This window comes from Xanthomonas sp. NCPPB 3582 (assembly GCF_041475735.2).
GTDB classification, from domain to species: domain Bacteria; phylum Pseudomonadota; class Gammaproteobacteria; order Xanthomonadales; family Xanthomonadaceae; genus Xanthomonas; species Xanthomonas codiaei.
The window spans coordinates 4,903,005-4,925,020 of sequence record NZ_CM192968.1 but is presented as its reverse complement, the minus strand read 5'-3'; the positions used below and the strand labels follow the sequence as shown (position 1 = coordinate 4,925,020).

At 67.6% G+C, this 22,016-nt stretch carries 19 protein-coding genes; 16 read left to right on the top strand and 3 right to left on the bottom strand.

Annotation, left to right across the window (positions count from 1 at the left end; translation table 11 throughout):
• From glgB to ACCQ05_RS20920, 6 genes are all read left to right on the top strand, one after another.
• Complete coding sequence (gene glgB / locus ACCQ05_RS20945; RefSeq protein WP_372392364.1) at window positions 1–2,175, top strand: 1,4-alpha-glucan branching protein GlgB; 2,175 nt, start codon at window positions 1–3, stop codon at window positions 2,173–2,175.
• A 510-nt stretch (window positions 2,176–2,685) separates the two neighbouring features.
• Window positions 2,686–2,979, top strand: a complete 294-nt coding sequence (locus tag ACCQ05_RS20940) for a hypothetical protein (protein WP_372392363.1) — start codon at window positions 2,686–2,688, stop codon at window positions 2,977–2,979.
• Window positions 2,969–3,241 (top strand): hypothetical protein, encoded by a 273-nt coding sequence (locus ACCQ05_RS20935; protein ID WP_228964749.1) that lies wholly within the window; start codon window positions 2,969–2,971, stop codon window positions 3,239–3,241. Before ACCQ05_RS20940 ends, ACCQ05_RS20935 begins: the two co-directional genes overlap by 11 nt.
• Window positions 3,238–4,788 carry a PepSY-associated TM helix domain-containing protein gene (locus tag ACCQ05_RS20930; protein WP_372392361.1) on the top strand — a complete coding sequence of 517 codons (1,551 nt, stop codon included), beginning with the start codon at window positions 3,238–3,240 and terminating at the stop codon, window positions 4,786–4,788. Before ACCQ05_RS20935 ends, ACCQ05_RS20930 begins: the two co-directional genes overlap by 4 nt.
• 113 nt (window positions 4,789–4,901) lie before the next feature.
• On the top strand, window positions 4,902–5,366 hold the full coding sequence (locus tag ACCQ05_RS20925) for a metallophosphoesterase family protein (protein WP_228964747.1): 465 nt from the start codon (window positions 4,902–4,904) through the stop codon (window positions 5,364–5,366).
• Window positions 5,367–5,434: 68 nt separating this feature from the next.
• Window positions 5,435–6,583, top strand: coding sequence for an aldo/keto reductase (locus tag ACCQ05_RS20920; RefSeq protein ID WP_372392358.1), 1,149 nt, complete (start codon window positions 5,435–5,437; stop codon window positions 6,581–6,583).
• A gap of 308 nt (window positions 6,584–6,891) precedes the next feature.
• On the opposite strand, the gene ACCQ05_RS20915 is transcribed toward ACCQ05_RS20920, so the two are convergent.
• The 3 genes from ACCQ05_RS20915 to ACCQ05_RS20905 form a co-directional block, all read right to left on the bottom strand.
• Window positions 6,892–7,752 (bottom strand): rhamnogalacturonan acetylesterase, encoded by an 861-nt coding sequence (locus ACCQ05_RS20915; RefSeq protein WP_372394203.1) that lies wholly within the window; start codon window positions 7,750–7,752, stop codon window positions 6,892–6,894.
• Window positions 7,753–7,860: 108 nt separating this feature from the next.
• Entirely contained in the window at window positions 7,861–9,489 is a 1,629-nt protein-coding gene (locus ACCQ05_RS20910) for a carboxylesterase/lipase family protein (RefSeq protein ID WP_372392357.1), read from the bottom strand.
• Window positions 9,486–10,559, bottom strand: coding sequence for an alpha/beta hydrolase (locus tag ACCQ05_RS20905; RefSeq protein WP_372392356.1), 1,074 nt, complete (start codon window positions 10,557–10,559; stop codon window positions 9,486–9,488). The genes ACCQ05_RS20910 and ACCQ05_RS20905 overlap by 4 nt, the downstream gene beginning before the upstream one ends.
• Window positions 10,560–10,696: 137 nt before the next feature.
• Between ACCQ05_RS20905 and ACCQ05_RS20900 the strand changes: the two genes are divergently transcribed.
• The 10 genes from ACCQ05_RS20900 to ACCQ05_RS20855 all read left to right on the top strand — a co-directional run bounded on the left by ACCQ05_RS20900 (window position 10,697) and on the right by ACCQ05_RS20855 (window position 21,972).
• Window positions 10,697–11,518: a 2-keto-4-pentenoate hydratase gene (locus ACCQ05_RS20900; RefSeq protein WP_372392355.1), complete on the top strand. Its 822-nt coding sequence runs from the start codon at window positions 10,697–10,699 to the stop codon at window positions 11,516–11,518.
• 37 nt (window positions 11,519–11,555) lie between these two features.
• On the top strand, window positions 11,556–12,554 hold the full coding sequence (locus tag ACCQ05_RS20895) for a TRAP transporter substrate-binding protein (protein WP_104541223.1): 999 nt from the start codon (window positions 11,556–11,558) through the stop codon (window positions 12,552–12,554).
• 10 nt (window positions 12,555–12,564) lie between these two features.
• Window positions 12,565–13,086, top strand: coding sequence for a TRAP transporter small permease (locus ACCQ05_RS20890; RefSeq protein WP_372392354.1), 522 nt, complete (start codon window positions 12,565–12,567; stop codon window positions 13,084–13,086).
• Complete coding sequence (locus tag ACCQ05_RS20885) at window positions 13,086–14,369, top strand: TRAP transporter large permease (protein ID WP_104541222.1); 1,284 nt, start codon at window positions 13,086–13,088, stop codon at window positions 14,367–14,369. Before ACCQ05_RS20890 ends, ACCQ05_RS20885 begins: the two co-directional genes overlap by 1 nt.
• Window positions 14,370–14,574: 205 nt before the next feature.
• Entirely contained in the window at window positions 14,575–16,158 is a 1,584-nt protein-coding gene (locus ACCQ05_RS20880) for a family 43 glycosylhydrolase (RefSeq protein ID WP_372392353.1), read from the top strand.
• 127 nt (window positions 16,159–16,285) lie between these two features.
• Window positions 16,286–17,344 carry a LacI family DNA-binding transcriptional regulator gene (locus ACCQ05_RS20875; RefSeq protein WP_208622735.1) on the top strand — a complete coding sequence of 353 codons (1,059 nt, stop codon included), beginning with the start codon at window positions 16,286–16,288 and terminating at the stop codon, window positions 17,342–17,344.
• 520 nt (window positions 17,345–17,864) lie between these two features.
• Window positions 17,865–18,719, top strand: a complete 855-nt coding sequence (kduI, locus tag ACCQ05_RS20870) for a 5-dehydro-4-deoxy-D-glucuronate isomerase (RefSeq protein ID WP_104541219.1) — start codon at window positions 17,865–17,867, stop codon at window positions 18,717–18,719.
• A gap of 180 nt (window positions 18,720–18,899) precedes the next feature.
• Window positions 18,900–19,655, top strand: coding sequence for a 2-dehydro-3-deoxy-D-gluconate 5-dehydrogenase KduD (kduD, locus tag ACCQ05_RS20865; protein WP_228964741.1), 756 nt, complete (start codon window positions 18,900–18,902; stop codon window positions 19,653–19,655).
• A gap of 260 nt (window positions 19,656–19,915) precedes the next feature.
• Window positions 19,916–20,572, top strand: coding sequence for an RpiB/LacA/LacB family sugar-phosphate isomerase (locus ACCQ05_RS20860; RefSeq protein ID WP_104541217.1), 657 nt, complete (start codon window positions 19,916–19,918; stop codon window positions 20,570–20,572).
• A gap of 281 nt (window positions 20,573–20,853) precedes the next feature.
• Entirely contained in the window at window positions 20,854–21,972 is a 1,119-nt protein-coding gene (locus ACCQ05_RS20855) for a GDSL-type esterase/lipase family protein (protein ID WP_372392352.1), read from the top strand.
• Window positions 21,973–22,016: the final 44 nt, after the last annotated feature.

Sequence of the window (22,016 nt, the reverse complement as noted above, 5' to 3'; positions counted from 1 at the left end):
GTGAGTAATCGATGGGATCCCGGCGTTATCCGCGCCCTGGCCGAGGCGCGCCATGGGGATGCATTCGCCGTGTTGGGTGCGCATCCGGGCGACAACGGGCGCGTGTTGCGTACCTATCTGCCTGGCGCCGAGCGCGTCAGTGCGGTGCTGGACGACGGACAGACGATCGCGCTGGAGGCCGGCCCGGAGCCGGGCCTGTTCGCCGGCGAGCTTCCGGCGCAGGGCGGCTACCGCCTACGCATCGGCTGGCCGGGCGGCGAGCAGGACACCGCCGACCCGTACGCGTTTGGGCCGCAGCTCAGCGACTTCGACCTGCACCTGATCAGCGAAGGCCACCACCTGCAGCTGGCCGATGCGCTGGGCGCCAACGTGGTGGAGGTGGACGGCGTGCGCGGCACGCGCTTTGCGGTATGGGCACCCAACGCCTCGCGCGTGGCGGTGGTGGGCGATTTCAATAGTTGGGACGCGCGGCGCCACCCGATGCGGCTGCGCCACCAGTCCGGTGTGTGGGAGCTGTTCGTCCCCGATGTCGGCCCGGGTGCGCACTACAAGTATCACCTGCGCGGCCCGCATGGCCACGAGTTGCCGGCCAAGGCCGACCCGGTGGCGCGGCGCGCAGAGCTGGCGCCGGGTACTGCCTCCATCGTGGCCGACCCCACGCCGTTCCAGTGGAGCGACGATGGCTGGATGGCCACGCGCGCGCGTCGCCAGGCGCACGACGCGCCGATGAGCATCTACGAGATCCACGCCGGCTCCTGGCTGCGCGAAGAAGGTGTGGATCTGGATTGGGACGGCCTGGCCGACCGTCTGATTCCCTATGTAGCCGACATGGGCTTTACCCATGTGGAGCTGATGCCGGTTGCCGAACACCCGTTCGGCGGTTCGTGGGGCTACCAGCCGTTGGGAATGTTCGCGCCCACTGCGCGCTTCGGCTCGCCCGATGGCTTTGCCCGCTTCGTCGACCGCTGCCACCGCGAGGGCATCGGCGTGCTGGTGGATTGGGTGCCGGCGCACTTTCCTACAGACGCGCACGGGCTGGCGCATTTCGACGGTACTGCGCTGTACGAACACGCCGACCCACGCGAGGGCTTCCACCGCGACTGGAATACGCTGATCTACAACCACGGCCGCCGCGAGGTGTCCGGTTTTTTGATCGCCAGTGCGCTGGAGTTCCTGCAGCGCTATCACGTGGACGGCCTGCGCGTGGATGCGGTGGCCTCGATGCTGTATCGCGACTACAGCCGCAACGCCGGCGAGTGGGTGCCCAACATCCACGGCGGGCGCGAGAACTACGAAACCATCGCCTTCCTGCGCCGGCTCAACTCGGTGGTGCGCGAGCACACCCCGGGTGCGGTGATGATCGCCGAGGAATCCACGGCCTTTCCCGGTGTCACCGCCGACGTGGCGCACGGCGGCCTGGGTTTTCACTACAAGTGGAACATGGGCTGGATGCACGACACCCTGCACTACGCGGGGCTGGACCCGATCTATCGCCGCTACCACCATGGCGAGCTGACCTTCAGCATGGTCTACGCGTATTCGGAGCGCTTCGTGCTGCCGATCTCGCACGACGAAGTGGTGCACGGCAAGGGTTCGCTGCTGGGCCGCATGCCGGGCGACGACTGGCAGCGTTTCGCCAACCTGCGTGCCTACCTGGGTTTCATGTTCACCCACCCGGGCCGCAAGTTGCTGTTCATGGGCTGCGAGTTCGGCCAACCCACCGAGTGGAACCACGACGCTGGCCTGCCATGGCAGTTGCTCGACGAGCCGCGCCACCGCGGCGTGCAGACCCTGGTACGCGACTTGAACCGCCTGTATGTCGAATACCCCGCGCTGCACACGCAAGACGATGACCCGTCCGGTTTTGCCTGGGTGGTGGGCGACGATGCCGCCAACAGCGTGGTCGCCTTCCTGCGCAAGGGCAAACGCGGCGATGCGCCGGTGCTGGTGGTGGTCAACTTCACCCCGGTGGTGCAGCACGGCTATCGCATCGGCGTGCCGCAGGGTGGCCAGTGGCGCGAAGTGTTCAACAGCGACGCCGGGCTCTACGGCGGCAGCAACCTGGGCAACGGCGGCAGCGTGAGCGCCGAGCAGCAATCCATGCACGGGCACGCGCAATCGCTGCCGCTGCTGCTGCCGCCACTGGGCGCCATCGTGTTGACCCCGCAGGGCTGATGCTACGCGGAGCGGCTAACCGAGCCGAGCGAGCAGTTGTCAGGCAAGGATGGAAGGCGCGCAAGGTCCTGCGTGTTCGAGCGATCCCTGCCGAGTACGAGGACCGGCCGTGTCCGCCTGGCAGATGCGCAGTCGGTTTGGCCGCCACGCTTGCCGGATTGGCTGTTTCTGGTTGAAACAAGGTCGTACCACCGGGCGCTTGGCCCGGCGGTGCGACACCTGCTAGATTCGCGCCTTCGCCGCCCGGGGAGGGCGGCAAGGCACAGCCGCCGCCATGCCTTCCGTGACCGTCCTTGCCGGAGCAGCGTGCGTGCCTGTGGTGAAGTGTGTGAGCGAAATCGGGTCTGCGCCATGTGCAGCGCCCGCAGTATGGCGTGGGCACCTTGATTGCGTGGCCCCGAACGCCAGCGTGCAGCAGCTTGTGCGGCCACGCCAGCGTGCGCACGAGCATGGCTGTTTCGTTGCGTGCGGGGCATGCACACCTGCAATCGCAGACACCGGTGCCGCCCGATGCTGCTGACCGGTGTCTACCTGCTGGCGGCCGCCGTGGCGGCAACGTTGTTCTACCTGGCCACCGTGCACCAGCGCCTGTGGCAGCGCACTCCACGCTGGAGACGGCCGCTGCGTGCGGGCGGCCTTGCGCTGTTTGCGCTGTCGCTGGCTTGCGCCATCGCTGCGCTGGGCGTGTGGGCGGGCATCTTCGCGGCGCTGACTGCATTGATGCTGGCGGCCATCGTGCTGCCGTGTGTGGATCTCTGGCGTCAGGCGCGCGCGCAGCGCAGGCAGGTGCGGCATGTGGGCTAGATGGTTGGCAGCGGTGGTGCTGGGCCTGCCATTGGCGGTGGCGCTGGTGGGGTTGTGCGCGCTGCTGCTGCCGGGGCCGCGGCAGTCCTACACGCTGGCGTGGCTGCTGCTGATGTTCCCGGTCTGGATCGGCGCGATGGCCTGGCCGTTCGCATTCCGTAGTGCGGCGCGTGCCTGGTGGTGCCTGGGCGGGCTGACCCTGCTGTGCTACCTCGCACTGGCCGCCATCAAGGCGCTGGGCTGGACGGAGCTTCCCGCATGAAGGCCGCCACCTTGCGCGCGTTCCTGTCGGCACACAGCTGGATGGGGCTGCTCGCCGGCATGGCCTTGTTCATCGCCTTCTATGCCGGTGCCCTCACCGTGTTCACCCACGAATTGAGCGGCTGGCAAGTGGCGCCGCGCGCGTCGTCGCTATCGCCGGCCGAACCGGTCGCCGCCGCGCAGTCGCTGCTCGATCGCGTTCTCGCTGCGCATCCACAGGTGGCCGAGTCGTTCCTGGTGTTGCTGCCCGGCGAGCATGGGCCGTTGGCGCGGCTGTACTGGTATGGCGCCCAGGCCGATGCCAGTGGCGGCATGCGCCAGTATCAACACGCACCCGACGGCGGTCTGCTGGAACTGCCGCAACGCACCGGCTTTGCCGATTTCCTGTACGACCTGCACTTCACCGCCGGCCTGCCGCGCGTGTTCGGCACTTATCTGTTCGGCGTGGTGAGCGTGCTGTACGGGCTGGCGCTGGTCAGCGGCGTGGTGCTGTATGCGCCGGTGTTCTTCAAGGACCTGTTTGCGCTGCGCCTGGGCGCCAACGTCAAGCGCTTGTGGCAGGACGCACACAATCTGGTGGGCATGCTGTCGCTGCCGTTCCACGTGATCTTCGCCTGGTCCGGCGCGGTGCTATGCCTGGGCGTGCTGCTGCTGGCGCCGTTCCAGTTCCTGGTGTTCGACGGCAAGCTGATGCAGATCCTGGAGCCGGATTTCGAACTGGCACCGCATGTGGCGCCGGCCAAGCGCGCCGCGCCGCTGCTGCCGATCGCAACGCTGCTCGATCGCGCGCGCGCGGCCAGCCCGGGCTTCGTGCCGGAAAGCCTGGCCTACCACGACGCCGGCGATGCCAACGCGCGGGTGGAGGTCTATGGCCATCACGATCAGCGCCGGCTCAACAGCCTGGGCGGGGTGGCGCTGGATGCCACCACCGGCCAGGTACTGCGCGTGCTGGAGCCGGCCACGATGTCGCCCGGCACCGCCGCCCTGCGCGGGCTGCAGGCACTGCACTTCGGTAACTTCGGGCATGTGGCGGTGCAGTGGCTGTACTTCCTGCTCGGCCTGGGCGGCGCCTTCCTGTTCTACAGCGGCAACCTGTTGTGGATCGAAACCCGGCGCAAGCGCCGCCAACCCGCGCAGCCACGCCGCACACATGCGATGGCGCGGCTCACGGTCGGCGTCTGTCTGGGTAGCGTGGCCGGCATCTCCGCCTTGTTCATCGCGGCGCGGTTTCTGCCGCAGGGCCAGGAGCGGCATGTCTACTACGCTGTGTTTGGCGCCAGCGTGGTGTGGGCCGCGCTGCGCCCGACTGCGCGTGGCGCGTATGAGGTGCTGCTGGCCTGCGCCGTGTTGACTGCAGCGATCCCGCTGGCCAGCTGTTTTACAGTGCAAGGCCGCACCGTTCCCTGGCAGGATCCGGTAACGCTGGTTGTCGATCTGGTCGCCCTGGTCATGGCGTGGGCGTATTGGCAGATGGCGCGTGCCGGCAAGCGACGCGGTCTGCGCGGCGATCCGAACAGTGTGTGGGCGTGGGAGCGCGCCGCCGCCTGAGTGGCGGCATCGGTGCACCGCGTGGCAGGAGGTGCGACGGCGCCGACATCACGTCCACTGCCACGCAGCGTCCGTAAAATGCGGCCGCCGTATCCGCACTAGGTACTGACGCAATGTCCGCCGGCACGCGCATCGGTGTGATCTCCGACACCCACGGGCTGTTGCGGCCCGAGGCGCTCGCCGCGCTCAGCGGCTGCGCGCAGATCATCCATGCCGGCGATGTCGGCAAGCCGCAGGTGCTCGAGGCGTTGCAGGCGCTGGCGCCGTTGCATGTCATCGCGGGCAATGTCGATAACCAGCCCTGGGCGGCGGGCCTGCCGCAGACGCTGGATCTGCAGATCGCGGGTGTGCGTCTCCACGTGCTGCACGATCTGAAGACACTGGCACCGCAGGTGCAGGCGGACGTGATCGTCAGCGGGCATTCGCACAAGCCGGCAATCCACACGCGCGAAGGCGTGCTGTACCTCAATCCGGGCAGCGCCGGTCCGCGCCGCTTCAGCCTGCCTGTCAGCGTGGCGCAGCTGTGGCTGGGCGATGGCGCGCCGCGTGCGCAATTGCAGGTGCTGGCGCTGCGTTAAAGGTCGCTGACCTGGCCTGCACGCTGGCGGGGCCATCCTGCGGCCTTGCGTTGTTGCCAGGAGTTTCCATGAACACCCGTCGCCAATTCCTCTCCGCCGCCGTTGCCGGCACCGCGGCCCTGGCCGCCGCACCGCTGATGGCCAAGCCATCTGCACCCGGCAGCGTGATGCCCACGCGTGGCAAGGCCACAGCCGCGTCGCTGCCGACCAATCCGCCCGACAAGACCGTGCGCTATCGACCGGGTACGCGGCTTGGCTTCGGCGGTGTGGCGATCGGCAATGGGTTTGCGCCCACCAGCGATGCGCAGAGCGAGCAGACCCTGGCGGCGGTGTGGGAATCGGGCGTGCGTCACTTCGATACCTCGCCGTGGTACGGGCTGGGCCTGTCGGAACGGCGCATGGGCCACCATCTGCACACCCATCGTGCCGAGGACTATGTGCTCTCCACCAAGGTCGGGCGGCTGCTCACCGCCACCAGCAAGCCGCCCAAGACGATGTGGGTGCAGCCCTCGCCATTCGACTACCGCTACGACTACAGTGCCGCCGGCGTGCGGCGTTCGATCGAAGACAGCCTGCAGCGCCTGGGCGTGTCGCAGATCGATATCGTCTACATCCACGACCTGTCGCCGGACAACGAAAAAGATCTGGGCATGCCCTGGGAGCAGCGCTTCGCCGAAGCGGCCAGGGGCGCGATGCCGGAGCTAACCAGGATGCGCAGGGAGGGCCTGATCAAGGCCTGGGGCTTTGGCGTCAATCGCCCCGAGCCTGCATTACGCGCGATCGAAGAGGCCGACCCGGACATCTTCCTGCTGGCCTGCCAGTACTCGCTGCTCGACCACGCGCAGGCCTTGCACGACACCTTTCCGAAGATCGCCAGGCATGGCGCCTCGGTGGTGGTGGGTGCGCCACTGCTGGCCGGTTATCTGGCCGGGCGCGAACGCTATCTCTACGATGGCACCGTGCCGCAATGGGCGCCGGCCAAACGACAGAAGGCGATGGCGATCTGCGAGCGGCATGGTGTGGATCTGCGTACCGTAGCGCTGCAGTTCGCGGCTGCCCCGAAGGTGGTGTCGGCGGTGATTCCGGGTGCCCGCACGGCCGAACAGGCCAGCGCCAATGCAGCATCGATGCGCGTGGCGATTCCGGCGGCGGTGTGGGAGGAGCTCAAGCGCGAAGGCGTGATCGAGGCGGATGCGCCGGTGCCCGTTGCGCGTTGAGGGATGATGCCTGGACCGCCTGATCAAACATCTGCGTGGCGGCCAGGGCGAGCGGGGTGGGCGTGGCAGGTGCTCGTGCGATGCGTCCAACAAGGCGCAGCCTCGCTGCATTTCCTTCTCCTACCGGGACAGTGTCCCCTTCATCGGGGAGAAGGTGCAGCGAAGGGGCGGATGAGGGTGCGGAACAAGCGACCACGCCCGCGATGAGCAGTCGATTGCGCCAACCCTGCTCTGTAGGCCCGGGAACGACCTTAGCGTCATTGCGCGTCAAGTTCCCGATCATGCCAAGCGCAGCTGGCCGCCACGCATCACGGAATCAACAGCGGCCGCAAGGCAGGCACGTGTCTTGCCAACTCGTCGGCAATGATCGCCGCAAAGACATCCGCGCCCTCGGGGCCAAGATGCGTGTAGTCGAAGGCAAGTTTGGCCTGGCCCATCGGTTCTGCACTGGCATTGTCCTGTGCAGTGGCAGTCGCGGTGGCTGCAGGCACGCTGGCGGCTTCAGGCATTTTCGACGATGACGATGACGATGACGATGACGGCGGCGTTTGCGCCGGCGTCTTGCCGATGGTGGTGCCCGATTGCGCTGCGATCACCTGCTGCGGGTCAGCCGGGCGCTGCGCCAGCCGCATGGCCAGCACCGGGCCCATGCCCTGCACCAGCGCGCGGCTGCGCGCGTGCAGGTCGATCAGTGGCACCTGCAGTTCGCGCGCCACCGCACGCGTGGCCTCCGCCCAGGGGCCCAGGTCGTCCAGCAGCTGGCCGCGTTCGAACTGCCGGCGCGTCAGTGGCGTCACCAGCACCGGCATGGCGCCGGCGGCACGCGCCTCGGCCACATAGCGGCGCAGGTTGGCAGGAAATTCGGTCGCCAGGTCGGTCGAACGCCCCGGCTTGCCGGGCTGGTCGTTGTGGCCGAACTGGATCAGCACCACCACCTGCCGGTACCCGCCGCTGCGCAACTCCTTGAGCGCAAGCTCCCACGAGCCTTCGGCACGGTAATTGGCCGTGCTGCGCCCGCCGCGTGCCAGGTTCACGCAGCTCAGGAACGAGGTCACATGCTGCGCGCAAAAACTCGGCCCCCAGCCACCCTGCACGGCGGTGGTGGAATCGCCGACCAGCACGATCTTGCTGGCGGCGAACGCAGGTGCTACCGCAGCTGTGCTGCCCATGCCGGCGGCAGCGGCAGCAATCGGCACGCTGGCCGCAGCCAGTGCAAACACCAACAGCGGCGCAACAAGAGAACACAAACGCATGGGATCACCGTCGAGGAAAGGCGGTCAGAACGTGCCGCGCTGGATGAAGGGGGCTTGCTGATACAACACGCGTTCGCCGCCACGCGGGTCGTTGGCCAGCCGGCTCGGCACATCGAACAGCAGCGTCTGGCGACGCTCCAGCGAATATTGCTTCCAGCGCGGCAGGCCGCGTTGATTGGGGTCGCCATGGCGCGCGAACGCGAGCAGGGCGCTGCTCATCTGCTCGGCCATCTGCTGCGCGGCAGGGCTGTTGCCGGTACGCGAACCGGGCTGGGCAATGGTGTCGAACACCAGCGGGATATCCAGCGTGTGGAAGGCGCCGAACTTGCCGCCATCCAGTGGCGAGCCCCAATCCAGTTGATAGACCCAGGTGGGCGCGCCCTGGCGTGCGCGCGCTTCGGCCTCCTCGACCGCCCCACGCCAGGAGCGTCCGGCCGTGGTGGCGGCGAAGAACACCTGCGACGGCGTGTAGTGTGGATACAGCCGGCGGTATTCGGCGATCACCACCTGCGGCAACAGGTCCACGTATTGCTGGGCTTCCAGCCTGGCCGGTAATTCGTCCCAGCTCAGCGCGAAGTTTTTCGCATCGTTGCCGAGAAACGCGCGGGTCTCGTCGCGGGTATTGCCGATCACCATCGGAATGCCCGCAGACTGCAGCGGCGCGGTGGGCCAGAACGGATGCACCGGCACGTTGCGCGCATCCAGCACCGGGCCGAAATACAGCGCGCTGTTTTCCACCCGCGAGGGGTCGCGCACCTGCGCGGCGGCGGCCAACAGCTGCGCCACCGGCAACGTGCGCAGCCGCGGCAGGTCGCCAGGTGTCAGTTTCAGCGCGTCCAGCAGCAGCTGCGCGCGCTGGCTGGCCGCACGCGGGCCGGCCACGGTGACCTGCTGGCCGCTCATGGTCCAGGCGCGGTGGAACAAGCCACGTGCGGCCGGCATCGCCATCAGCGTGGCGATCTTGGCGCCGCCGCCGGATTGGCCGAAGACGGTGACATTGCCGGCGTCGCCGCCGAATTCGGCCGCATGCTGGCGCACCCAGTGCAGCGCCTGGATCAGGTCCAGCTGGCCGGCATTGCCCGAATCGGCAAAGCTGGCATCGCCCAGTTGCGCCAGCGACAGGTAGCCGAACAGGTTGAGCCGGTGATTGACCGTGACCACCACCACATCGCCGCGTTTGCACAGGCGCACGCCGTCGTAGAGCGGGTCGCTGCCCGAGCCGGTGGTGTAGCCGCCGCCGTGGATATAGAACAGGATCGGCCGCCGGCCGCCATCGCGCAGGGCCGGCGTCCACACGTTGAGGAACAGGCAGTCTTCGCTGCTCGGTTCGCTGGCCTTGGACTGCGGGGCGGCGGCGCCGAAGCCGGTGGCATCGCGCACGCCCTGCCAGGGCACTTCCGGCAGCGGGGCCTGGAAGCGCCGCGCGCCGGTGTCGCTGCCGTACGGGATGCCCTTGAACACGCAGATGCCGGCATCGCGCAGGCCGCGCACGGTGCCGCTGCGCAGGTGTGCCAGCGGCGCGCTGTCCTGGCGTGGTGGCGCTGGCGCCGCGGCGGCTGCGGCAACGCCGGGCAGGGCGGCTGCGGCGGTTGCAAGCAGGCCACCGCGCAGCAGCGTGCGGCGGCGCGGGTCGGGCGCGCGCGGTGCGCTCATCGCCCGACATCCTTCTTCGCCGATGCCGCCAATGCCGCCGATGCCGGTGGCGTGGTGAGATGGGCAATCCAGGCCTGCGCCAGCTGCGGCCAGGCGGCCAGGGTCAGCCCGGCGATGCGCTCGGTGCCGAAGCCATGGCCGCCCTGCGCAAACACATGCAGCTCGCTGGGCACCCCGGCGCGCAGCAGTGCGTCGTGCATCAGCAGGCTGTTGCGCACCGGCACCACACTGTCGTCCTGCGCATGCAGCAGGAAGGCCGGCGGCGTGCGCGCGTCCACGTGCAGCTGCGGAGAGTAGGCGCGCACCTGCGCAGCGCTGGGCGCGCTGCCGAGCAGGCGCTGCCGCGAGCCCGGATGCGCGTTGGCGCTGTCCATGTCGATCACCGGGTAGATCAGCAGCTGGAAGTCCGGCCGGGCGCTCAAGGCATCGGCGGCATCCTGCGCCGGGTACACCTGTGCGGCATAGCGCGTGCCCAGGCTGGCGGCGACATGGCCACCGGCCGAAAACCCCATCACCCCGATCCGGTGCGCATCGATGCCGTAACGCGCCGCGTTGGCGCGGATCAGCCGCAGCGCACGCTGGGCGTCGGCCAGCGGTACGTCGGCGCCGTTCGGATGGCCTTCGCCCGGCAACCGGTAGCGCAGCACGAACAGGGTGATGCCGGCCTGGTCGGCAAAGCCAGGCGCCAGTGCGCTGCCTTCGTTGTCCAGCACGATGCGCTGGTAGCCGCCGCCCGGGGTGACCAGCAGCGCGGTGCCGTTGGGCTGCCTGGGCCGGTACACCACCAGATAGGGCTGGCTGATGGACTGGATGTAGCGGTCGGGGCGGGCGGCATCGCTGCTGCGGTCCACGATGCGCTGCGGCTGCGCCAGCGCGGTGTCTCCCGGTGCCATGCCGGCCGGCCAGAGTGCGATCCGGCTGGCCAGCTCGGCCGGCGTATCGGCGCTGGCTGCCTCGTCCGCCCAGGCGGGCATGGCGGTCAGCATCAGGGCACCCAAGATCAGCGCAAGGCTCCGGCGCAGCCGGCGTAAGGGCTCGTGGCCATGGCGTTGATGGCTTGTCTGTCGCATCGCCCCTCCCAGGGTCGCTTCGCAATCGCGGTCACAATGCCGCACTGCACATTGCCAATGACACCGGTTTACCATATACAGCACACCGTGCCGCTGTCGATTGGCAGTGCAACAAAACATCCATCAGGGAGACACCCTTGAGCAACGACGCCGCCACCCCGCCAACGTCCACATCCGCGCTGTCCGACATCGCCCAGCGCTTTGTGGAGGCACGCCGTGCCGGGGCATCGCTAGCCGATTTTCCCGGGCAAATCCCCGCCGACCTGGTCACCGCCTACCAGGTGCAGGACATTGCCATCAGCCAGTGGCATGACCAGGTGGTCGGCTGGAAGGTGGGCTACATCGCCGCCGAGCGCCGCGATGCCTCCGGCGACGAACGGCTGCTGGGTCCGATCTTCTCTCAGAAGCTCTGGAATGCTACCGGTGGAACAACCGAGTTCCCGATCTATGTCGGCGGCTTCGGCGCGGTGGAAGCCGAATACGTGCTGCGCCTGGAAGCCGATGCACCCGGCGGCAAGACGCGATACACCCCGGACGAGGCCGCTGCACTGCCGGCGAAGCTGTTCATCGGGGTCGAGATCGCCAGCAGCCCATTGGCGACCATCAACAAGCTGGGACCGCGCGTGGTGATCTCCGATTTCGGCAACAACAACGGGCTGATCCTGGGGCCGGAAGTCACCGACTGGCTGGGCCGCGAGGAGACCGCACTGACTGCCGAAACGCTGATCGACGACCAGGTCGTCGGGACCGGAGGCGCCACCACGCTGCCCGGTGGATTGCGCGCGGCCTACGCATTCGCGCTCAGCCGTTCGGCCCAGCGCGGGCGTCCGCTCAAGCGAGGTGATCTCATTGCCACCGGCAATGCCACCGGTATCCACGACATCGAAGTGGGACAGCATGCCCTGATTCGCTTCGCCGGCATCGGCGACATTTCCTGTACGGCCGTGTCCGCCAGCTGAGCGCGGACCCCGTGACCAGACGCTTGGGAGGGCGCCAATGATCACACGCAGACATTTCCTCGGTGCCGGGCTCGGTGCCGCCGCTGCCGGCCCCTGGCTGGGCGCCGGCGCCACCACGCCGATTCCCGGCGGCCAGCTGCTGACCGCCACCGATGTGCATGTGGGTGACTACCCCACCGTGGAAGCGGTGCGCTGGTTCGGCAAGCAGCTCGAAGCCCGCACCAACGGCCGGCTCAAGCTGCGCCAGTACCACTCAGGCCAGTTGGGCCGCGAGTCGGAAGCGATCGACATGGCGCGCTTCGGCGCCATCGATATCACCCGCGTCTATTCGGGCGCGTTGAACAACACCTTTCCGTTGACCCAGGCCTTGTGCCTGCCGTACGTGTTCGATTCGGTGCCGCATCTGCGCCGTGCCATCGACGGGCATGTGGGCGACAGCGTGCTGCGCAGCTTCGAACAGCGCGGCCTGGTGGGCCTGGCGATCTACGATTCGGGTGCGCGCTGCTTCTACAACACCAAGCATCCGCTGCACCGCCCGGAAGACCTCAAGGGCTTGAAGCTGCGCGTGGCCTCGTCGGACATCTTCCTCAAGCTGATGCGCATGCTGGGCGCCAACCCCACGCCGATGTCGCTGGGCGAGACGTTCTCGGCGATGGAAACGCACATGATCGACGGTGCGGAAAACAATATGCGCAGCTTCCAGTCCAGCCGGCACTTCGAAGCGGCACGGTACTGGTCGCAGAGCGAGCATTCCTATGCGCCGGACATCCTGGTGATGTCGCGGCAGAGCTTCGAGTCGCTGAGCGCGGCCGATCGCGGCCTAGTGGTGGAACTGGCGCGCGCGTCGGTGCCGGTGATGCGCGAGTTGTGGGATGCGTCCGAGACGGTCGCGCGCCAGCAGGTGATCGATTACGGCGTCAAGCTCAATCAGGTCGACATGCCGGCGTTCCGCGCCGCCGCCGCGCCGCTGCTGGCCGAATACCGCAAGCAGCCGGAGATCGAAGCGCTGTACCGCCGCATTCGCGATTTTGCATAGAGGTGTCCCGATGACCGAACCCGATACCGTTGCTGTCCCGGTCGCGCCGTTGCAGCGCGCGCTGGACCGCGTTTCCGATACCGCCGTTGGCGTGGCATCCATCGCGTTGCTGGGCCTGGTGGTCGTGCAGGGCTGGCAGGTATTCACCCGCTACGTGCTCAACGACTCTCCCAGCTGGACCGAGCCGGTGACGCTGTTGCTGCTGAGTACCGCGCTGAGCCTGGGCGCTGCCGCCGGCGTGCATACCAACCGCCATTTCGGCTTCTACCTGCTGGGCGAGCACGTGCCGCCGCTGGTGCGCCGGATCTTCGAAGTGATACGCCCGTTGATGATCATCGCCATCGGTGCGGTGCTGGCGTGGTGGAGCGCGGCGCTGCTTCTCGATGGCCTGGACATCAAGATGGCCGGCGCGCAGATGCCGCAGAGCATCAACTACCTGCCGCTGTCGATCGGCGGTGCGCTGATGGTGGTGTTTGCCTTGTACAAGTTGTGGCGTGTGCTGCGCCCGGTCCATGTCGGAGGAGTGCGCTGATGGGTATCGCGATGTTGTTGGGTACCTTCGTGGTGCTGCTGCTGATCGGCGTGCCGGTCGCCTACGCGCTGGGCGCGGCTGCACTGGCCACGCTGCTGTATCTGGACCTGCCCACCGTGGTGCTGGTGCAGCAGATCTCCGCCGGCAGCGGCTCGGCCTCGCTGATTGCGATTCCGCTGTTTATCTTCGCCGGCGAGCTGATGTTGCGCGGTGGCATTTCCGAACGCCTGATCGCGCTGGCCTCGTCCCTGGTGGGGCGTGTGCGCGGTGGCCTGGGCCAGGTCAGCGTGCTGTCGTCGCTGTTCTTCGGCGGCGTCTCCGGCTCGGCGATCGCCGACGTGTCGGCAGTGGGCGGCACGATGATTCCGCAGATGATCAAGCGCGGCTACGACCGCGATTACGCGGTGAACGTGAGCATGACCGCGGCGCTGGTGGCCTTGCTGGTGCCGCCCTCGCATAACCTGATCCTGTTCTCGGCTGCGGCCGGTGGCGGCCTGTCGATCGCCGACCTGTTCGCGGCCGGCATCGTCCCCGCGTTGCTGATGACCGCGGCGATGATGGTCACCGGCTACGCGGTGGCGCGCCATCGCGGTTATGGCACCGAGCCGTTTCCTGGCTGGCGTGCGGTGGCCCTGCGCCTGATCGGTGCATTGCCGGGCCTGGGCCTGGTGGCGTTGATCTTCATCGGTATTCGCGCCGGCATCTTCACCGCGGTGGAAAGCGCCGCGATCGCGGTGGTGTACGCCTTGATCGTCACCGCGCTGCTGTATCGCCAGCTGCGCTGGGCCGAGTTCTTCGCTGCGGTGACGCATGCGGCGCGCACGACCGGCGTGATCCTGTTCGTGATCGCCACCGCGGCCGTGTTCGGCTGGTTGCTGGCCTATCTGCAGGTGCCGGCAGCGGCGGTGAAGTTCCTGCAGGCCATCGCCGACAGCAAGAACACCGTGCTGCTGATGATCGTGGTGATGCTGCTGCTGCTGGGCATGTTCATGGACCTGGCGCCGAAGATCCTGATCTGCACGCCGATCTTCCTGCCGGTGGTCAAGGCCTATGGCATCGACCCGATCCACTTCGGTCTGGTGATGGTGCTGGCCGGTGGTATCGGCCTGATCACTCCGCCGATCGGCTCGGTGCTGTTCATCGGCACCTCGATCGGGCAGATCACCATCGCCCAGAGCATGCGCACCATCTGGCCGTTCTGGCTGGCGGCGCTGTGCGTGTTGCTGATCGTGGCGTTCTTCCCCGAATTGTCGTTGTGGTTGCCGCGCGCGTTGCGCGCATGAGGAGCTGAGCGATTGCGTGCCCGGTGCACGGGCGATCGCGGCGGCCTGGGCGCCGTTGCGGTCCCGCCGTCTGCCGGCCGCGTGCGATGCCGCGTCCAGGGCACATGGCATCGCTGCCGGCGGGAGGGTTCCGCCTCATCTGGTTAACCGGTGGCATTGCCACCGGCAACCGTATCGCCCCGCAGCGCGGGGACCAGGAGAGAGCATGCGTGTACGTACCACCTCACCCCGATGGCGTTGGCTGCTGGCCGGCGGACTGCTGTTGTGCGCGGGCCTGAGCGGCGCGGCGGACTGGAAGCGCGGCATCGAAAACCAACGCATCGCCGATCAGGGCAATGGCACCTACCTCAATCCGGTGCTGGCCGGCGATCACCCCGATCCCTCGGTGCTCAAGGACGGCGACGACTACTACCTCACGCTGTCGTCGTTCGATGCCTATCCTGGCCTGCCGATCTGGCATTCGCGCGATCTGGTCAACTGGCAGCCGCTGGGCCACGCCATCACCCAGAACGTGGGCGCGATCTGGGCGCCGGACCTGATCAAGCACGGCAAGCGCTACTACATCTATTTCCCGGCCCGGCGCGGCGACCAGGGCGAGCGCAGCAACTTCGTGGTCTGGGCCGATGACATCGCCGGCCCGTGGAGCAAGCCGATCGACATCGGTCTTGGTAAGTACATCGACCCTGGCCATGCGGTGGGCGAAGACGGCAAGCGCTACCTGTTCCTGAGTGGCGGCGACTACGTGCAGCTCTCCGACGACGGCCTGAAGGTGGTAGGCACGCCCAAGCACGTCTACGACGGCTGGAAGTACCCGGAAAGCTGGGACGTGGAAGGCTATGCGCAGGAAGGCCCCAAGATCACCCGCCACAACGGCTGGTACTACATGACCACCGCAGTGGGCGGCACCGCCGGCCCGCCCACCGGGCACATGGTGATCACTGCGCGCTCGCGCTCCATCCATGGCCCCTGGCAGAACGCGCCCAACAACCCGATCACTCGTACCAAGAGCGCCGACGAGCCATGGTGGTCGCGTGGTCATGCCACCCTGGTGGAAGGCACCGACCAGCGCTGGTGGATGCTCTACCACGGCTACGAGAACGGCTTCTGGACGCTGGGCCGGCAGGCGCTGCTGGACCCGATCGAATGGACGCCCGATGGCTGGTTCGTCGCCAAGGGTGGGGACCTGGGCAAACCGCTGAAGAAGCCCAGCGGCCAGGCCCTGCAACACGGGCTGGCATTGTCGGACGACTTCCGCGCCAGCACGCTCGGCCCGCAGTGGGCGTTCTTCAATCCGGCCGCCGACGAGGCCAGGCGCCTGCAGGTGGGCGATGGCGTATTGCGGCTGCAAGGCAAGGGCAGCGCGCCGCGCGATGCCTCGCCGCTGACGGTGATCGCCACCGACCCGGCCTACCAGTTCGAGGTGCAGATGACGGTGAGCCCGGGCGGCCAGGGTGGGGCGCTGCTGTTCTACAGCGACAAGCTCTACGCAGGGGTGGGCAGCAATGGCGAACACTTCGTCATGCACCGCTACGGCGAGGAGCGCCCGGCCAAGCTGGCGCCCAGCAGCACCGGCGGCACGCTGTGGCTGCGGGTCACCAACAACCGCCACATCGTCACCATCCACAGCAGCACCGACGGCAAGGCCTGGACCAAATACCCGGTGCAGATGGAAGTGTCCGGCTACCACCACAATGTCGCCGGCAAGTTCCTGGCCCTGAAGCCGGCGCTGTATGCCGCAGGTAACGGCCAGGTGGAGTTCCGCAACTTCCGCTACCGCGCCCTGGACTGACCGTCCTGCACCGCCGGGCCTGCCGCCGCGCTGCCGGCTGCGGCAGGTGCGGTGCAGCGGCAGGCCTCGCTCAGGTCTGCCGGCCCCAGGGCCGGTAGAATCCAATCAACTTCACTGGTTGACCGCTATGCCCGCCCGCAAGATGCCTGAAGAGGGAATGCCCGGCCTGCCGAAGGGCAAGGTCGCCACGATCAACGACATCGCGCGGATGTCGGGCGTGTCGAAGAAGACCGTCTCGCGGATCATCAACAACTCGCCGCTGGTGCGGCAGGACACCCGCGAAAAGGTCGAGGCGCTGATGCGCGAGGTCGGCTATGCACCCGACCCGCTGGCGCGCGGGCTGGCCTTCCGGCGCTCGTTCCTGATCGGCATGGTCTACGACAACCCTACCGCGCAATACATCGTGGACATGCAGTACGGCGCGCTGGACGCGCTGCGCGGTTCCAGTTTCGAGCTGGTGGTGCACCCCTGCGACAGCCGCAGCCCCGGCTACATCGAAGGCGTGCGCCGCTTCGCCCAGGCGCAGAAGCTGCACGGGGTGATCCTGGTGCCGCGTGCCTCCGAAGACCAGGCGCTGGCCGACATGCTCGCCGAGATCGGCTGCCGCTACACCCGCATCGCCTCGATCGCGCTGGACACCACCTCGCAGACGGTGATCACCCACGACCGCGATGGCGCCGCCGAGGCGGCCGACTATCTGCTCTCGCTCGGCCATCGCGACATCGCCCTGGTCACCGGTCCCAGCGCCTACCGGTCTTCGATCGAGCGCACCTCCGGCTTTGCCGACGCCTTGAGCCGGCGCGGCATTGAGTTGCCGCCCGAACGCATCGTGGAGGCGGGCTACACCTTCGAATCGGGCGTGGCCGCGGCCGAAAAGCTGCTGCTGGGCAAGAAGCGCCCCACCGCCATCTTCACCGGTAACGACGAAATGGCCGCCGGTATCTACAAGGTGGCCTTGCGCGCCGGCATCAGCATCCCGCGCCAGCTGTCGGTGATCGGCTACGACGACAGCTCGTTGGCCTCGCGCCTGTGGCCGCCGCTGACCTCGGTGCGCCGACACACCCGTGACACCGGGCGTACTGCCGCCGCGATGCTGATCCAGCCCGACAACGCCCCGCAGCTGCCCACCGCCAGCGTGCGCCCGCACCTGATCGTGCGCGACTCCTGCCAACCGCCGGAAGATTGAGCGCTGCGCCGTGCCGCGCCGGAAGAGTGAGGGCCGCGCGCCGCGCCCCACGGTGCCGGCCTTCTGCTCCGCCTTGCAGGGCGTCGTGCCCGACAGGGTGAGAACAGCTGGCTCGATCGGCCAACAGCTTGCCCCCATCCGCCCTTCGGGCACCTTCCCCCGCAGGCGGGGGAAGGCAGTCCGCCGGTCGCTGCCGTGAAGCCCCTCTCCCGCCTGCGGGAAAGGGGTTGGGGTGAGGGTGTGAGGGTACGGCGGCAGACAGCCATCCAAAAAGCTCAGGCACGAGCTGACGGAGGAGGCGCACATGAGCTTCTACCCGACCAATCAAGCCGCACATCCAACGCCGTGCGCAGCCTCGCACCCTCATCCGGCGCTACGCGCCACCTTCTCCCGATGGGAGAAGGGACCAAAGCCACCGACACCGTCTTTCGTGCACTGCGCAATGACACCGGTTAACCAGAGTCGGTAGAATGGCCTGGTGCAAGCCCACGACCCCACCCGCTTGTCACCGGAGAGGCGCATGTCCCTGTACTGCAAAACCCATTACGCCACCCATCCCGACGCCATCAAGGGCGCCAGCAACGACGACCTGCGCGAGCTCTATCTGCTCGACGGCCTGTTCGTGAACGATGCGGTGACCCTCAAGTACACCCACTACGAGCGCTTCGTGCTCGGTGGCGCCGCCCCGGTCGGCAAGACGCTGGAGCTGCCCAGGCAGACCGAACCGGCGTCCGCAGCGGGCCACCCGTTCCTGGAACGGCGCGAACTCGGCGTGATCAACGTGGGTGCCGGCACTGGCACGGTCACCGTGGACGGCACCGTCTACACGCTGGGGCCGAAGGACGGGCTGTACGTGGCAATGGGCAGCACCGAGGTCAGTTTCGCCTCGGCCGATGCGGCCAACCCGGCGCAGTTCTACCTGGCCTCCACGCCGGCGCATGCGCGCTTGGACACCAAGCAGCTGTCGATCAAGGACGCGGTGGCACTGGAGCGTGGCGCGCTGGAAACCAGCAACGAGCGCACCATCTACCAGTACATCGTGCCGGCCACCTGCCAGTCCTCGCAGCTGCTGCTGGGCCTGACCGTACTCAAGCCGGGCAGCGTCTGGAACACCATGCCGCCGCACCTGCACGACCGCCGCAGCGAGGTGTACTTCTACTTCGATCTCGGTGCCAACGACCGCGTCTATCACTTCATGGGCGAGCCCGACGCGCAGCGCCACATCGTGATCCAGAACAACGAAGCGGTGGTGTCGCCGCCGTGGTCCATCCACATGGGCGCGGGCACCAGCAACTACGCCTTCATCTGGGCGATGGGCGGCGAAAACCTGGATTACACCGACATGCACGTGCTGGATATCTGCCAGCTCAAATAAACCAGATTTTTTCCCTCGTTCGCGTCGGTGAGGCCTGCGATCCAGGCCGGCACCGACACCGTCGGCGCGCTCGACCTTGGGCGTTGGCGACGCCGCAGTCCAAACGCATCAACGCACTCTGCCGCGCGCTGCGCGGTCCATCCCTCACACCGTGATACACCCAGCAGGAGCGATAAGGTAATGAGCAATCCGTTCAGTCTCGAAGGCAAGGTCGCACTGGTCACCGGTGCCAATACCGGCCTGGGCCAGGGCATCGCGTTGGCATTGGCCGAGGCCGGTGCCGACATCGCCGCCGCCGGCATCCAGGCACCCACCGAGACCGAGGAAAAGGTCAAGGCGCTGGGCCGCCGCTTCATCGCCATCGAAGCCAACCTGATCAGCATCGAGCCGGTGCAGCGCATCGTCGAGGAAACCCTCGCCGGCCTGGGCGGGCTGGATATCCTGGTCAACAACGCCGGCCTGATCCGCCGCACCGACGCGGTCGATTTCAGCGAGCAGGATTGGGACGACGTGCTTAACGTCAACCTGAAATCGGCCTTCTTCATGGCGCAGGCCGCCGGCCGCCATTTCATCGCCCAAGGCCGCGGCAAGATCATCAACATCGCCTCGATGCTGTCGTTCCAGGGCGGCATCCGCGTGCCGTCCTACACCGCAAGCAAGTCCGGCATCGCCGGCATCACCCGCCTGCTGGCCAACGAATGGGCCAGCAAGGGCGTAACCACCAACGCCATCGCACCGGGCTACATGGCCACCGACAACACCGCGCAGCTGCGTGCCGACGAAGCCCGCAACCAGTCGATCCTGGAGCGCATCCCGGCCGCGCGCTGGGGCGTACCGGCCGACCTCGGCGGCACCGCGGTGTTCCTGGCCAGCAGTGCCTCGGACTACGTCAACGGTGCCATCATTCCGGTCGACGGCGGCTGGCTGGCACGCTGATCCAGATCGCACGGCGATGGCGCGCAGCGTCCAACGCGTGCCGCCGCCGCGATGTGGTGTCCTTCTCCCGCCTGCGGGAGAAGGTGCCCGAAGGGCGGATGAGGGCAGCAGCCCCGCCCGGAACCGCAATCAACGGCGCGCAGCGTCTTGGTCACCTCCAGCGCACCCCGCACAGGCACCGCAATCGAACCGTCTCGCGGCAGCATCATCGCTTCCATCTTTTCCGAACCACTCTTCCCCAACCCAATCGGAGCATTCCCATGAAAATCGCACTCATGAATGAGTTCAGCCAGGCCGCCAAGAACCCGGTGATCCTGCAGCAGCTCAACGACGTCGCCAGCGCACAGGGCCACAGCGTGTTCAACGTCGGCATGGACGGCGACAACGACCACCGCCTGACCTACATCCACCTGGGCATCGTCGCCAGCCTGCTGCTGAACTCCAAGGCGGTGGACTTCGTGGTCGCCGGTTGCGGCACCGGCCAGGGCGCCATGATGTCGCTCAATGCGCATCCGGGCGTGTTCTGCGGCTACTGCATCGAGCCGACCGACGCCTACCTGTTCGCCCAGGTCAACAACGGCAACGCGCTGTCGCTGGCGTTCGCCAAGGGCTACGGCTGGGGCGCGGAGATCAACGTGCGCTACATCTTCGAAAAGGCCTTCAGTGGCGAGCGCGGCATGGGCTACCCGGCCGAGCGCCGTGAATCGCAGGTCGCCAACGCCGGCATCCTGACCCAAGTCAAGCAGGCCACCGCTAAGTCGTACCTGGACGGCCTGCGCGCCATCGACCCGGAACTGATCAAGCAGGCCATCGGCGGCGAGCGTTTCCAGCAGTGCTTCTTCGACAATGCCCAGGACGCCGAGATCCGCGCCTTCGTCGCCGGTGTACTGGGCAAGCCCGAAGCCGCAGCTGCGTAACGGCTAACGCCGCTCTCCTGCGGGGCGCGGAGGCACTGTTTGCGCGCCACTGGCGCGCGTGCCTTGGAGCGTCCGCGCTGCCAGCGCGGGCCGGGGCGCGGAGCGGGGGGTTGGGGTGAGGGTACGGCGCAAGACGGTTGCCTCAAACGGATAAAGACGTGAGACGACAGTAAGGCGGTCCAGGATTTTCAGTACACCCGCACCCTCATCCGCCCTCCGGGCACCTTCTCCCAAAGGGAGAAGGAACAGCGCTGTGTACTTACCACCTCCCCGGAGCCACCATGCGTCTGCTGCTCCTTGCCTTGCTGCTGCTTTGCACCGGCCTTGCTCAGGCCGCGCCACAACGCATCTTCATCGCCGGCGATTCCACCGCCGCCGAGTACGGGCCCGAGCGCGCGCCGCAGGCCGGCTGGGGGCAACTGCTGCAAGGCTGGTTCGACCCTGCGCAGTGGCAGGTGCACAACCATGCCAAGGGCGGCCGCAGCACCCGCAGTTTCATCGCCGAAGGGCGACTTGATGCCATCGCAAAAGAGTTGCAACGCGGCGACATCCTGCTGATCCAGTTCGGCCACAACGACGCCAAGCGCGAAGATCCTAGCCGCTACACCGATCCGAACACCGACTACGTGCAGTTCCTGCGCCGCTTTATTGCCACCGCACGCGACACCGGCGCCACCCCCATCCTGATCACCCCCGCCGCACGCCTGCTCTACGACTTCGGCGCGCTGCTCGACACGCACGGTCGCTACACCCTGGCCATGCAGCACCTGGCTGCCGAAGAACAGGTGGGCATGATCGATCTCAACGCCAGCTCCAGCGACTGGATCCGCGCGCTCGGCGAGCAGGCCGCCAAACCGTATTTCCTGTTCGTGCCCGAAAAGAACATGGCCGACGGCACCCATTTCAGCCGCGCTGGCGCCACCGCCATCGCCTGCCTGGTGGTGCACGGCTGGGTGCAGCTGCAACCGGCGCTCAAACCGCAGCTGCGCCGCGATGCCGATTGCGGTGCAGCGCCCGATACAGCGGCACGCCGCGCCGCGCAGGCGCATCCCTCGCTGGTGGTGCACGAGCGCGACCTCGCCCGCGAACAACCCGGCCCGCACGGCGGTGCCGGCCCCACCACGGCGTATCCGTTCTTCGCCGACGCGCCCGACCTCAAGTTCGTCCTGCGCAAGCGCGTGCTGCACAAGGGCGCCGGCATCGGCCTGCACCTGCACGACAAGGACGAGATCTACTACATCGTCAGCGGCCGGGGCCTGTACGCGCTGGATGGCAAGCAATACGAGGTCGCTGCCGGCGATGCGTTGCTCACGCGGCCGGGGAGCACGCATGCGCTGCAGCAGACCGGCGACGAGGACCTGGTCGTGCTGCTGGCATACACGGTCAAGCCAGCGGGCTGAGCCCTGCACGGTATGCGTCGCGCAGGATGCGCGATGCGTACGAC